Here is a 12,889-nt window from a genome sequence, read left to right as displayed (position 1 = left end):
CACTCCTTAGCCTTGACGACCCTTCCGTCGCTCATTGATGCGCGGGCGGACGTTCAGCTTCCACCACGGGGTGCGGGTAAGCACATCTTTCGTTTGATGATCCCTATTAGGAACATGAGCATTCAAATACGGAACGCCAAGAGAGCGAAGGGAAGCCATGTGAATGAGAACTAGCAACAGCCCAAGCATAATCCCAAGCAGCCCAAGCGACCCGGCTAAAAACATCATCGGGAAGCGCAACATTCGCAACGCAATCCCAGCTGTGAACCGCGGGATCGTAAACGAAGCGATCCCCGTCAAGGCTACAATCATAATCATCGGCGCTGAGACAAGGCCGGCTTGAACAGCCGCCTGGCCGATGACGAGCGCTCCAACGATGCTCACCGCCGCCCCCGTCTGCTTCGGAAGCCGCACGCCGGCTTCGCGCAACGCCTCAAATACGATTTCCATAATTAACGCTTCAACGAGCGCCGGAAAAGGAACGCGTTCCCGCGAGGCAGCGACCGTTAATAAAAGAGTTGTCGGAATCATTTCTTGATGAAACGTCAAAATGGCAATATACGCAGACGGCAACAAAAGCGAAATTAAGAGAAACAAATACCGAAGCCAGCGGATGAGCGTGCCAATCAGCGTGCGCTGGTAGTAGTCTTCGCTAGATTGAATCAAAGAATAAAATGACACCGGCATCACCAGCACGAACGGACTGCCGTCCTGCATGATCACAATGCGCCCCTCAAGCAAACTGGCAATCGCTACATCGGGCCGCTCCGTGCTTAATACTTGCGGAAACGGCGAGTACGGATGATCTTCAATCAGCTCTTCGAGATACCCGGTTTCAAGCACGCCGTCCAACTCGATGCGCCTCAGCCGTTTTTCCGCCTCCGTGACAAAAGCCTCAGGGGCAATACCTTCCATATAACAAATCACGACTTCCGTTTTCGTGTACTTGCCTAAGGTGACTGATTTCGTTTTTAACAGCGGGCTGCGAATTCGGCGCCGCAATAAAGAAAGATTCGTTTCCAGCGATTCAATAAATCCTTCGCGCGGGCCTCTGATCACCGATTCGGCAACGGGCTCTTCAATCGCCCGCTTTTCCCATCCAGACAATCCTAAAGCGAAGCCTTCGCTTTGCCCGTCAACAAGCAGCACCGGGTTTCCGGAGGCAATGTAATGAATACACTCGTCAATCGTTTGCACCTTGTTGACTTTCACAACGGTCAACTGTTGCTCAAGAAGACTCGTTACATTCAGCTGTCCGTCTTGCCCGCTGGCCGAATGTTTCCCCATCAGCGGGCGAAGCACGTTTTCATTCATTTCTTCGACGTTGGCGAGCCCGTTGATATAAATTAAAACGGCGCTTGTATGCCCGGCGATTTGAAAAGACCGGAAGACGACATCGATGCAGTCTCTATAAATATTCTGTATATTTTGTATATTTTCATTGATATCGGCCGCTAAGGCGTCTTGCATTCCGCTTGGCGTTGTCGCCGCCAGCTGCGGCAAATTTCCTTTTTTTCGTCTTTGAAAAAAGCGCATGCCATTCCCCCCTTTTCCTCGCCGCGCGTGTTCGCTTCATCGCCAATCCGGGCTGCAGTCGGCATTTTTCATCATGGGGACATCTTGTGAACGCTGTTCGATGTCGTGCTTTGAGGCCGTTTTTCGGCGCGAAACAGTGATTTTCGCCAGCCTTTTATAGAATTGCCGTTTTCAAAGGAGAATATAATGGCCGCTTCAAACTAGGTTAGCCTCTCTTGCTTTCATTTTGTTTAAAGACAGGGCGGCTCGATCATGTTGCTAGAAAGTCATTGACCTTTGCTAGTGTTGAATGGACAAAACAAAAAACCCCATTTGGATGGCAAGTGCCACCAAAATGGGGTTCACTGACAATGAATTATTTTAATTTTTTCAGCTGCTCGCCGATGACTTCGCCGAGCTGGAAGCCGCGCGTTTCCGCCGTTTTCGTATATTGGCTGTAATCTTCCGCCGGAGCGGCCGTTTCCTCCTCGAGCAGTGCGCGGATGCTTAAGGAAATGCGATGCTCGGCTTCGTTGACATCGAGCACTTTCGCTTTCACTTCATCGCCTTCTTTCAGCACTTCATGCGGTGAGCCGATGCGGCGGTTGGCGATTTGCGACACATGAACCAACCCTTCGACGCCCGGGAAAATTTCCACAAACGCGCCGAATGAAGCGAGCCGCTTCACAGTACCCGTGACGACATCGCCCGGTCTTACCTTCTCGCTGATGCCTTCCCACGGACCCGGCAACGCTTCTTTCATCGACAGCGACAGGCGGCCTTGTTCCGAGTCGACAGCCAACACTTTCACTTTTACCGCATCGCCTTCTTTCACCGCCTCGGACGGATGGGCGACACGCGTATGAGAAAGCTGGGAAATATGTACGAGTCCGTCAAACCCGCCGACATCGACAAAGACGCCGAAATCGGCAATGCGGCGGACGACGCCATCCAGCACTTGCCCCGGCTCAAGACGGGAAAGCAGTTCTTTTTGCTGGCGCTCCTGCTCTTCCTCAACGACCGCCCGATGCGATAAGATGACGCGGTTTTTCTCGCGGTCGAGTTCAACGACTTTGACGGCGAGCGTTTTTCCTTTGTAGTCGGAAAAATCTTCGACATAATGCGGTTCGACAAGCGAGGCCGGGATAAAGCCACGCACGCCGACATCGGCGACAAGCCCGCCTTTGACGATGTCTTTAATGACCGTTTCAAACGTTTCGCCGCTTGCGAACTTGCGTTCAAGCTCCTCCCACGCCCGCTCGGCGTCGACGGCTTTTTTTGATAAAATGAGCAGCCCTTCTTCCCCGTCTTTGCCTTCTTCCACTTTTTTCACTTTGGCCGTCACTTCATCGCCGACGGCGACCGCATCGCTCGGCTTCTCGATATGCAAGTTGGACAGCTCGCTGATCGGAATGATGCCGCTTTGCTTGCTGTTTTCCACCTCAACAAGCACTTGTTTGTCTTCGAGCTTCACCACTTTGCCGCGGACGATGTCGCCCACCTCATACACATTCACTTGCACATTCATCTCTTCTGTCATCGCAAAACCCCTCCTTCATCGACTGACGATCCTGCAAAAGCGCGCCTCGCGCCGAGGCCGCGGCCGGCTGTCGGCAAAAATAAGGACGCTTTTCTAATTAGTATACCATATTTTCTCAATCAACATGTACTATAATGCTTACTGATGCTGCTCAAGCAAGCGGCGAATATGATCCATAATGTAATCGGCCGCTTCTTCCGGACTGGCCTTCCGCTCACGCAGCGGCGCCATATCAATCGGCGCCCCGTATACGACTCTGAGCGGCACAAATGGCCGGTATGGGCCGATGATGGCGCACGGGACGACAGCCGCATCAGTGCGCAAGGCGAAAAAGCCGACACCGGGCAGCGCCCGTTTCAGCCGGCCGTCCTTGCTGCGCGTCCCTTCGGGAAAAATGCCGAGAACTTCGCCTTGTTTCAGCACCTCAAGCCCTGTGCGCAGCGCCTGACGGTCGTTCATGCCGCGCTTCACTGGAAACGCGCGCAAGTTTTTGACGAGCGTTTTCACCACCGGGGTGCGAAACAACTCCTCTTTCGCCATAAACCGGACCGGACGCGGCGCCGTAATGCCGACGACCGGCGGATCTAAGTTGCTGATATGGTTGGCGCAAAGAAGCACCGCGCCTTCTTTTGGAAATTGCTCGAGCCCTGTGACTTGAATGCGGTACAAAGGAGTCAATATGCTTTTTACCGCTCCTTTGGCCACCGAATAAAAATCCACCCTCATCCAATCCTTTCGTTGACAATTTCCATAATGCGCGCCGCCACTTCCTCGACCGTCAGCGACGTCGTGTCAATTTCTACCGCGTCCGGCGCCTTGCGAAGCGGAGCCGTTTCCCGCTCTGAATCAAGCCGGTCGCGGCGGGCGATCTCTTCTTTCAGCTTTTCGAGGTCAGACGGAAAGCCGCGGGCGATATGTTCTTCGTGCCGGCGCCGCGCCCGCTCCTCAACTGAAGCTTTTAAGAAAATTTTCACCTCGGCATTCGGAAGCACGTTCGTCCCGATATCGCGTCCGTCCATCACAACGCCGCCCCCTTTGGCCAAGGCGCGCTGGCGGGCGACCATCTCCTCGCGCACAAGCGGGTGTTTCGCTACGAACGACACCGCATTTGTCACCGCCTCTCCACGAATGATATCGGTGACGTCCTCGCCGTTGACAAACACCAATTGCCCGTGCGACGACGGCTTCAGTTCAATCGATGTATCCCGGAGCAATGACAACAGCGCCTGTTCATCATGGATGTCGACGCCGCATTGAAGCGCCCGATGCGTTAACGCGCGGTACATTGCACCGGTATCGATATATACATAAGAAAGGCGGTTGGCAATGAGTTTGGCGACCGTGCTTTTCCCTGCTGCCGCAGGACCATCGATCGCGATGCTAATTCGTCGTTCCATAACTCCTCCTGCTTCATCGAATCATGTAATGGCTGCACAAAGAAAAATGCAGGAAAACCCTGCATGTTCTCATGTCCATTGTACCATATTTGCCGTCAACGGTCGACGGCCGTTTCGATCGTTTTTGTTTTTTCCGGCTTGGCTACCCCTTCATACTCGTATACTTTGCCGATATAAAATGCCACCGGCGTATACAACACGAGCCATTGAGCGATCAGCAAACAAATCGCTTGGATCACAACGAGCTTCCATAGCAGCTGCTCGATCCGCTTCATGGCACAAACATCCTGCCTTCCGTTTTTTCTAGCAGTATTCCACACGCCCCGCTCATTTATTCTCTTCGTTTTCCCTTTTCTTTTCGTCAAGCTGCCGCTCGAAGCTGTAGCGGATGAGCCGGGCGCGTTCTTGGGGATGGAGGTCGGTGAATTCGACCGACATTTTCGCGATGCCGCGCTCATCGATGGCCATGCGGACAATCGTTGCCTTCGTTTTCATATAGTAATATTCACCGGAGCGCATCGTTAGCACAAGCCAAAGCTCAACCGCCATGCCGGGGTGAAGAAGCGAAGCATATGCCGGCGGGATGAGAAGGGCAGCTCCGCCGGCACTCATATCGACCGTCATCGTCACAAACGGAGCGAACCCGCCGTCAAGCGGATGGACGGCAGCATCGACGTTTGCCTTCACCCGCACATATCGGCGGCGCTGGATGCGTATGACATATTCGTCGCCCGGATAAGCCAAGACGACCATCGGCAGCGGGTCGCGCACTTTCCCCTTCACTTCCGTATCAAACATGTATAAACCCCCGTCCTGGCCGACAAAGCTCACCTTAAATTGCATGCCGTTTAACAAATACACCGTTTTTCCGCTCTGTTCGTCGACAGGATAACTAATATGGATCGCCCCGTCGGCGATGGTGAGCGCCTTGCTCCGGTATTGCCGTGTTGAACCGTCGAGCGGCTCGAGCCAAACCCGATCTCCGATCTTGATCATCATCTTGCCTTTCCCCTTTTCGGCCAACGGTTGGCCTTGTCATTTTATGGGTCCATTATACCATATAGCGGCCGAACAGGAATGAAAAAAAGAGGAAAAGCGCTATTCGTTGCTTTTCCTCCTTTCCTCTCACCCGTAGTTCGGTTCTACACTTTCGAGCCTTTCCACTTTTTCTTCGAGACCGGTCGACGCGTTAATAAACAGTTGGTACGTCTCATCGCCAAGCGTTCCTAAAAACTCGTAACAAAGCACCGGTTTTTGCAAGTCGTTCATAATGATGGCTTGGCGCTGCTCCATCACTTTCAACTGCGGGTTGACCTTTTTCTTCACCGCTTCGACGGTGAGTTTCGGTTTTGGCAGCGGGCGCGGAACTGACGATGACAAATAATCGCGCGCCGTAAAACCGACGACCCGGCCGTTATCGAGCGCCACTTTCATTTGGATGGCTTCCGGGTAAATGCGAACGCCGTTTTCACTTTTGACAAACGTAAGCACGGCGACATTATCGTATTGCGTGCTGTCGTACAGCTCAAACCCGGTAAATTGATGCCGTTTTAAAAATGCCATCCCGCGGTTGGCCGCTTCATGCAAGCTGATCTTCGGCTTGCCGACGGGCCGGCTGTTGAGCGCCCAAATCGGGTAACCGCCCTTTTTCGTAATGTCCATATAAATGTCGCCTTTTGTTTTCGGATCGTGAATCGTTAAACTGTAAAAGCGGTCGTCCGCTCCTTTGCCGCTTTCCGTCACCTTGATCTCCTCCGTCCCCTTTAGACCGAGAAAATCGCGGGCGATTCGTTTCGCTTCCGCTTTGGTAATCGGACGGCCTTGCGCCCGGACAAACCCTTTTTCTTCATTGGCAAGGCTGATGAACGACGGGCCAAACTCCGATGAACTCGAGAACGTATCGACATTTTTTTCGACCGCTTTAAAGCCGTCAATAATAATGTTGTCGCCTTTTTGGTCGTTCGTGGCCAACGCCAGCTCGACGTCCATCCAGCGCAAGTTGTTTTCAAGCACTAAATGTTGCACATTGCGCAGCTCTTGGCGGATCGCTCCGGCGTTTTTGTACAGCGCCTGCAGCGTCTTGTACTCTTCCTTTGTCAACGGTTCCTCCTCTAAATCGCGCACCGCCGTTCGGTAGCTGAACTCGCCGATTTGCGATAAAAACTCTTGCGTCTTGTTAAACGGCAAGAGCGACAGCGGCAGCTGGCCGACGTCCGAGTGGGCTTCCGCCGCAATTTTCCACACTTCAGCCAGCGCCGGCGACAATGACGCATGCGAGTTCATCGCCAGCGTGGCGCCGAGCTTGTCATGAAGCAAGTCGATTTGATAGGCCAAATCGTGGAACGCGCGCTGGTAGTTGTTTTCCGCGTGGATTAAAATCGCGTTTTTCTCCAAGTGCTCGCGGTAGCCCCAATAGCCGGTGCCGATGACAGCGAGCGCGAGCGCCGCGAGCAATATGTTTCGCACCATTCCGTCTCCCTCCTTTTATTTGCAGAAAATATGCTGCCCGATCCGCTTAATTTGCGGCCGGCTCCAAATCCAAGCGCTCGTCGCCGTCGCCGGATTGAAATAGTAAATGGCCCCGCCGCTCGGATCCCAGCCGTTGATGGCATCAAGCACCGCCTTTCGCGCTGTTTCGTTTGGCGTCAGCCAAATTTGTCCGTCAGCGACCGCGGTGAACGCGCCCGGTTGAAAAATGACTCCAGCGACCGTATCCGGGAACGACGGATGTTCGAGCCGGTTTAAAATGACGGCGGCCACAGCCACCTGTCCGATGTACGGTTCGCCGCGCGCTTCACCATAAACCGCGTTCGCCATCAGCTGAATATCGTTTTGCGAAAACCCCTTCGGCACGTTCGACGCCGTCGTTTTCGCCGTACTTCCTCCACCGCCGCGCTTTTTCACTTGCTGGCTGAGCGGAATGCCGCCGTAATGGGTGAAATCATTCCCTTGGCGGATTTGTCTTTTGACAAACTCCTCGTAATATTTCGAGGCGTTCACTAACTTTTGCTTCGTTTCCGCCCCGGCCAGCCCGTCGACTGGCAGGCCGTATTCGTATTGGAAGTTGCGCAGCGCCCAATACGTGCGCCAACCGAACACGCCGTCAATTTTGCCGTTGTAAAAGCCGAGATATTGCAGCCGGGCCTGCAATTCAATGACATCATCCCCAACCGCCCCCCGCTGGATCACTTGCGGGGAAAAGGCGGCAGCATGGCTTGCTGGATGCAGGCATATCCACACGCCGATTACGGTGAACATGATGAGCTTCCTTACCATATGCAAACCTCCTGTCGACCATCGCCGTTTTTATCCTTATTTTCCTCCTGTTTTCCCTCTTTATGCAGAAAAAAGAAAAAGGGGCTGTCCGGAAAGCCGCTTGTTCGGCTTGCGGATGCCCCTTTTCGCGTTTCAACACCTTGCTGTAGCAACAATCGCACCTTTTTAAGGGAGTTCTACTTTTTGAACGACCGCTTTCGCTGACGGCGTCACTTGGCAGCGAGCGCACCCTTTTGCCTGCTTCACTTTGCGCAGCGCCACCCACCATAAGGCGAGCATAAACGGCCCCATGTAATAGCCCCATTGCTTCTTGGCCAGCAAAATCCAGTCATAGATGCCATGGAGAAAAAACGGCAGCAAAAACGACGCCCATAAATAATAGCGGCGCTTTCGGCCGGCAAATTTCGCCTTGCCGAAATAAAACCCCATAATGACGGCAAACAGCGCATGGCTTGACACCGGCAACAGCGCCCGGGCGACGGCTGTCTCCACCCCGTTGGCCAGCAAGTATAAAATGTTTTCCAACGTCGCAAAGCCCAACGAGACGCTGGCGCTGTACACAATGCCGTCGTACGGCTCATCAAATTCGTCGTGGTCGTACACAAAAAAATAGATGATAAACCATTTGACAAACTCTTCAAGCAGCGCCGCAGATAAAAACGCTTCAGCCGCCGGCGATGAAATGATGTTTTCTTCCGCTAACACGTATTGGATGAACATGATCGGAAAAACGAGGAGGACGCCGAAAAAAAACATGCGCAACACAAAGGACAACGGCTCGGCCTCATACTCGTCCTTTAAGTAAAAATAGCTGAGCAGCGCCACCCCGGGGGCGACGCCGGCAGAAATGAGCGAAAACATACCGATCCCCGTTTCTCTGTCGTTTTACCTCTATCGTACCACGAAACTAGGGAGCGAAAAAGAGAAATTGTTGCACAACTCCTCTCCTAATAGGCAAACAAGCCGTCGAGGGCCGCGCCGGAAGCAAGGGCGACGGCGAGTTTGATGCGCGCTTTTTTCGCATCGTAGTCGCTGCCGAGAATCACGCCTTTTTTATGCAAATCATAGGCGCTCCCTAAATAATCGTACGTCGTGTACACCGCGCCTTCCTCGGCGCTCGTCGTCACGACGACTTTTATGCCGGCTTCGATGGCCTTGACGATTTCACCAACCATGTTCGGCGCCACTTGCCCGCGGCCGACTCCTTCGAGCACAATGCCGGCAACGCCGCTTTCACGGGCCGCCTTAATAAATTTTCCGTCCGCTTCCAAATAACATTTCACAATATCGACGGGCGGAAGCGGGCGGACGAGTTCGTAATATTCACGCCGGATCGGCTTTTGGTACACATGCACCTCATCGTTGTCAATAATGCCTAAATAGCCGAAACCAAACGCATTAAACCCTTGAATGTTCGAGGCGTGCTCTTTTTTCACGTATTTCGCGGCAAAAATGCGCTCGTTGAACACGACGACCGTCCCCGCTCCGCGCAACGGCTCCGCGCACGCGGCGTAAATGGCATGGCGGATGTTGATATACACATCGCTTCCTAAATCGGCCGGGGCCCGCTGCGAGCCGGTGACGACGATTGTGCGCGGGTCATTCACCGTCAAATCAAGAAAGTACGCCGTCTCCTCCAGCGCATCGGTCCCGTGGGTGACGACGATGCCATCGACGGACGGGTCGGCAAAATGCGCCTCAATCCGTTTTTTTAACTCCATCCAATGCGCGAACGTCAAATGCATGCTCGGCAGCTGGAACACGCTTTCGACTTGGACTTCGATCTCTTTCGGCAAATGGCACATCGCAGCGAGCTCTTCGCCGCTTAACGCTCCGGCGTTCAAACGGCCGGAACGTTCATTCCGTTTGCTGGCGATGGTGCCGCCGGTCGTTAGCAGCACTACTTTCCGTTTCGTCACATCCGTCACCTTCGCTTTCCGATTTCAAACATGATGCCCATCCGATTTTGCCGCACTCAGATGGGGGTTACAACGGCTTCCGGGCCGATGCTTCACGCTCGCGTTCGGCGATGCAGGCAGCGATAAGATCTCCGTGAAAACGGCCGTTTTCGATAAAAATTTCATTGGCATCATTGCCAGCGGCGATCACCCCGGCGATAAACACCCCTGGCACGTTCGTCTCCATCGTGTGCAGGTCATAATGCGGCCGGCCGCTTTCCGGATCGACGTGAACGCCGATGCCCGTTAAAAAGCGATGGTCAGGATGATAGCCGGTCATCGCGAACACAAAATCGTTTTTGATCGTTTTCGTTTCCCCGTTTACTTCGTAAACGACGGCATCTTCCGTAATTTCTTTCACATGGGCGTGAAATTCCATGCGGATGACGCCTTTGCGCACCAATGCATCGAACTCCGGCAAAATCCACGGTTTGATGCTTTTTGAATACCCGCCGCCGCGGTATAGCACCGTGACGCGCGCCCCGGCTTTCACAAGTTCCATCGCCGCGTCGACGCTCGAATTTTTCCCGCCGATGACGACGCAGTCGGTGTTGAAGTACGGGTGCGCTTCTTTAAAATAATGCATCACTTTCGGCAGCTCTTCCCCCGGCACGTTCATATAGTTTGGATGGTCGTAATACCCGGTGGCAACCACGACGTATTGGGCACGATAGTTGTCTTTTGATGTTTCAACCAAAAACGCCCCGTCCTGCTGCCGCTTGATCGTTTTCACTTCTTCAAACGTATTGACGCGCACTTGTTTACGGGCGACGACTTCGCGGTAATAGGCGAGCGCCTGGCTTCTCGTCGGCTTCCGATTTTCCGTGATAAATGGCACACCGCCGATTTCGAGCCGATCGCTCGTGCTGAAAAACGTTTGATGCGTCGGGAAGCGATAAATCGCATGGACGATGTTTCCTTTTTCGATCACAAGCGGCGAAAATCCGGCATCCTGCAAAGCGATCGCCGCCGCCAGTCCGCATGGTCCGCCGCCGACGATGATGATTGTTTCTTCCCTCATGTTTTTGTCACCTCGCACGAAGCAAAAAATCCCCTATCTTATGATAGGGGATTTCGCCCGAGCTTGCAAACGTCAGCGCTCGCCGCGTTCACACCCAGCCGCGGAAACGGCACGCTTCCGCCATTTTACGGACGCCGACCATGTAGGCAGCAAGGCGCATATCAACGCGGCGCGTTTGCGCCATGTCATAGACATTGTTAAACGCCTTGACCATCACTTTCTCAAGCCGCTGTTCCACTTCTTCTTCCGTCCAATAATAGCCTTGGTTGTTTTGCACCCATTCAAAATACGACACCGTCACGCCGCCGGCGCTTGCGAGCACATCCGGGACAAGCAAAATGCCGCGTTGTGTTAAAATTTCTGTCGCCTCAAGCGTCGTCGGGCCGTTCGCCGCCTCGACAACGATGCCCGCCTTAATGCGCGGGGCGTTTTCGGCCGTAATCTGGTTTTCGATGGCCGCCGGCACTAAAATGTCGCAATCGAGCTCAAGCAGCTCTTTATTTGAAATCGTATTTTTAAACAGCTTCGTCACCGTGCCAAAGCTGTCGCGCCGCTCGAGCAAATAATCGATATCGAGCCCGTTCGGGTCGTACAGCGCGCCGTATACGTCGGAAATGCCGACGACTTTCGCCCCGGCGTCATGCATAAACTTCGCCAAATAGCTGCCGGCGTTGCCGAACCCTTGAACGACGACGCGCGCCCCTTCAAGCGACAAGCCGCGTTTTTTCGCCGCCTCGCGGATGCAAATCGTCACCCCTTTGGCCGTCGCTGTTTCCCGGCCGTGCGAACCGCCGAGCACAAGCGGTTTTCCGGTAATAAAGCCCGGCGAATCGAATTCGCGGATGCGGCTGTACTCATCCATCATCCACGCCATAATTTGCGAGTTCGTAAACACGTCAGGCGCCGGGATGTCTTTTGTCGGTCCGACGATTTGGCTGATGGCGCGCACATAGCCGCGGCTTAGCCGCTCAAGCTCGCGGAACGACATCGTGCGCGGATCGCAGACGATGCCGCCTTTGCCGCCGCCATACGGCAAATCGACGATGCCGCATTTTAAGCTCATCCAGATCGACAGCGCTTTCACCTCACGCTCGGTGACATCCGGATGAAAGCGCACGCCGCCTTTCGTCGGGCCGACCGCATCGTTATGCTGCGCCCGATAGCCGGTAAAAATTTTCACCGATCCGTCGTCCATGCGCACCGGAATGCGGACGGTCAACACGCGGATCGGCTCTTTCAAGAGCTCGTACACTTCTTCCGGGTAGCCGAGCTTTTCCAATGCTCTATGTATAACAATTTGCGTCGACGCCAGCACGTCGTATTGTTGTTCCTTGTCTTCCGTATGCTTATCGGCTGCCATACGTAAACCTCCTATAAGCTCGCTATAATAGTTTGTCGCCTTCCATGTCATAGTATACACCTTCTCTTGGCGTCTGCAAAGGAAAAATGGTGAAACGGGCCGAACGCTCCAGGCGGCGTTTCACCCGAAAAAATAGACTCCTTGTCCATATAAAGGAGTCTATTTATGCTTAGTCGGCCCGGAAATAATGAACGAGTTGCTCAATGGCGCGGCGTTCCATTAATCGTTTTCCATATTCTTGCACACGGTGTATCGTTATCGTAGCCGGGTTGCCGAACTCGGCCAGCAAGGCGACGAAATTGTCGAGCGGAATCGGTGGTTCTTCGGCAACATGCAAGTAAAAGCGGCCTTGGTACGAATAGAGCGTGCCATCAAGGCAGCCGACCGCACACAAACGATGGGCGAGCTGAATGACATCTTCGAACGTTTGGAATTCGTAAAATATGTCATCACTCTCATCGAGCGTTACTTGCATTTCAATGTAATCATCGGCAAATTCTTCTTCGATGTCGTCGTATTCGCCTTCGTTCGTGACGATAACGACCATGCCCTGTGCCGGTAAAGAGTACACTTCGACCGCGATCGATCCGTTCACTTCGAAGCCGAGCTCTTCGCTTGCTTCCTCAATCATATCGCGGAACAGCTGATGGACTTTAAACGTGTCTTTCCATAAATCGTCTTTTGTCAATCCGCGATCGAGCAAATCATCGAATGTCAGGAAGATTTTAATTTTGTTGTGGGTCAAGCGCTCAAGACGCATCGGCACCCCTCCTTACCTACAGAGCCATCTCTTACCGTTATTGTATGTTGCAACTCGCAATT

13 protein-coding genes are annotated in these 12,889 nt (G+C 53.5%); all 13 read right to left on the bottom strand.

The annotated features are described in order from the left end of the window. Nucleotides 1-6 precede the first annotated feature (6 nt). Nucleotides 7-1,536 (bottom strand): spore germination protein, encoded by a 1,530-nt coding sequence (locus IC803_RS05740; protein WP_081209080.1) that lies wholly within the window; start codon nucleotides 1,534-1,536, stop codon nucleotides 7-9. 355 nt (nucleotides 1,537-1,891) lie between these two features. After that, nucleotides 1,892-3,055, bottom strand: coding sequence for a 30S ribosomal protein S1 (gene rpsA / locus IC803_RS05735; protein ID WP_081209082.1), 1,164 nt, complete (start codon nucleotides 3,053-3,055; stop codon nucleotides 1,892-1,894). A gap of 138 nt (nucleotides 3,056-3,193) precedes the next feature. Beyond that, entirely contained in the window at nucleotides 3,194-3,781 is a 588-nt protein-coding gene (locus IC803_RS05730) for a lysophospholipid acyltransferase family protein (RefSeq protein WP_081209084.1), read from the bottom strand. After that, entirely contained in the window at nucleotides 3,778-4,452 is a 675-nt protein-coding gene (gene cmk / locus IC803_RS05725; RefSeq protein ID WP_081209086.1) for a (d)CMP kinase, read from the bottom strand. Before cmk ends, IC803_RS05730 begins: the two co-directional genes overlap by 4 nt. Before the next feature lie 95 nt (nucleotides 4,453-4,547). Beyond that, nucleotides 4,548-4,727 (bottom strand): YpfB family protein, encoded by a 180-nt coding sequence (locus IC803_RS05720; RefSeq protein ID WP_081209088.1) that lies wholly within the window; start codon nucleotides 4,725-4,727, stop codon nucleotides 4,548-4,550. A gap of 52 nt (nucleotides 4,728-4,779) precedes the next feature. After that, complete coding sequence (locus IC803_RS05715; RefSeq protein ID WP_081209342.1) at nucleotides 4,780-5,448, bottom strand: flagellar brake protein; 669 nt, start codon at nucleotides 5,446-5,448, stop codon at nucleotides 4,780-4,782. Nucleotides 5,449-5,577: 129 nt separating this feature from the next. Further along, the gene (ypeB, locus tag IC803_RS05710; protein WP_081209090.1) at nucleotides 5,578-6,921 is read right to left on the bottom strand and encodes a germination protein YpeB; all 1,344 of its coding nucleotides are present in this window, start codon (nucleotides 6,919-6,921) and stop codon (nucleotides 5,578-5,580) included. Nucleotides 6,922-6,936: 15 nt separating this feature from the next. Next, nucleotides 6,937-7,728 carry a spore cortex-lytic enzyme gene (gene sleB, locus IC803_RS05705; RefSeq protein WP_081209092.1) on the bottom strand — a complete coding sequence of 264 codons (792 nt, stop codon included), beginning with the start codon at nucleotides 7,726-7,728 and terminating at the stop codon, nucleotides 6,937-6,939. Between the two features lie 165 nt (nucleotides 7,729-7,893). Continuing rightward, a complete protein-coding gene (prsW, locus tag IC803_RS05700; RefSeq protein ID WP_081209094.1) occupies nucleotides 7,894-8,589 on the bottom strand; it encodes a glutamic-type intramembrane protease PrsW in 696 nt (231 codons plus the stop codon). Nucleotides 8,590-8,675: 86 nt separating this feature from the next. After that, complete coding sequence (locus tag IC803_RS05695; RefSeq protein WP_081209096.1) at nucleotides 8,676-9,647, bottom strand: asparaginase; 972 nt, start codon at nucleotides 9,645-9,647, stop codon at nucleotides 8,676-8,678. A gap of 67 nt (nucleotides 9,648-9,714) precedes the next feature. Next, nucleotides 9,715-10,707 carry a YpdA family putative bacillithiol disulfide reductase gene (locus tag IC803_RS05690; protein ID WP_081209098.1) on the bottom strand — a complete coding sequence of 331 codons (993 nt, stop codon included), beginning with the start codon at nucleotides 10,705-10,707 and terminating at the stop codon, nucleotides 9,715-9,717. An 88-nt stretch (nucleotides 10,708-10,795) separates the two neighbouring features. Further along, nucleotides 10,796-12,067, bottom strand: a complete 1,272-nt coding sequence (locus IC803_RS05685) for a Glu/Leu/Phe/Val family dehydrogenase (RefSeq protein WP_081209100.1) — start codon at nucleotides 12,065-12,067, stop codon at nucleotides 10,796-10,798. Nucleotides 12,068-12,236: 169 nt separating this feature from the next. Beyond that, complete coding sequence (locus IC803_RS05680) at nucleotides 12,237-12,827, bottom strand: genetic competence negative regulator (protein ID WP_081209102.1); 591 nt, start codon at nucleotides 12,825-12,827, stop codon at nucleotides 12,237-12,239. Between the last annotated feature and the right edge of the window lie 62 nt (nucleotides 12,828-12,889).

The sequence above is a fragment of the Geobacillus sp. 46C-IIa genome, assembly GCF_014679505.1.
Classification (GTDB): domain Bacteria; phylum Bacillota; class Bacilli; order Bacillales; family Anoxybacillaceae; genus Geobacillus.
The sequence above is the reverse complement of the archived record's forward strand: the minus strand, read 5'-3'. Positions and strand labels throughout refer to the sequence as shown.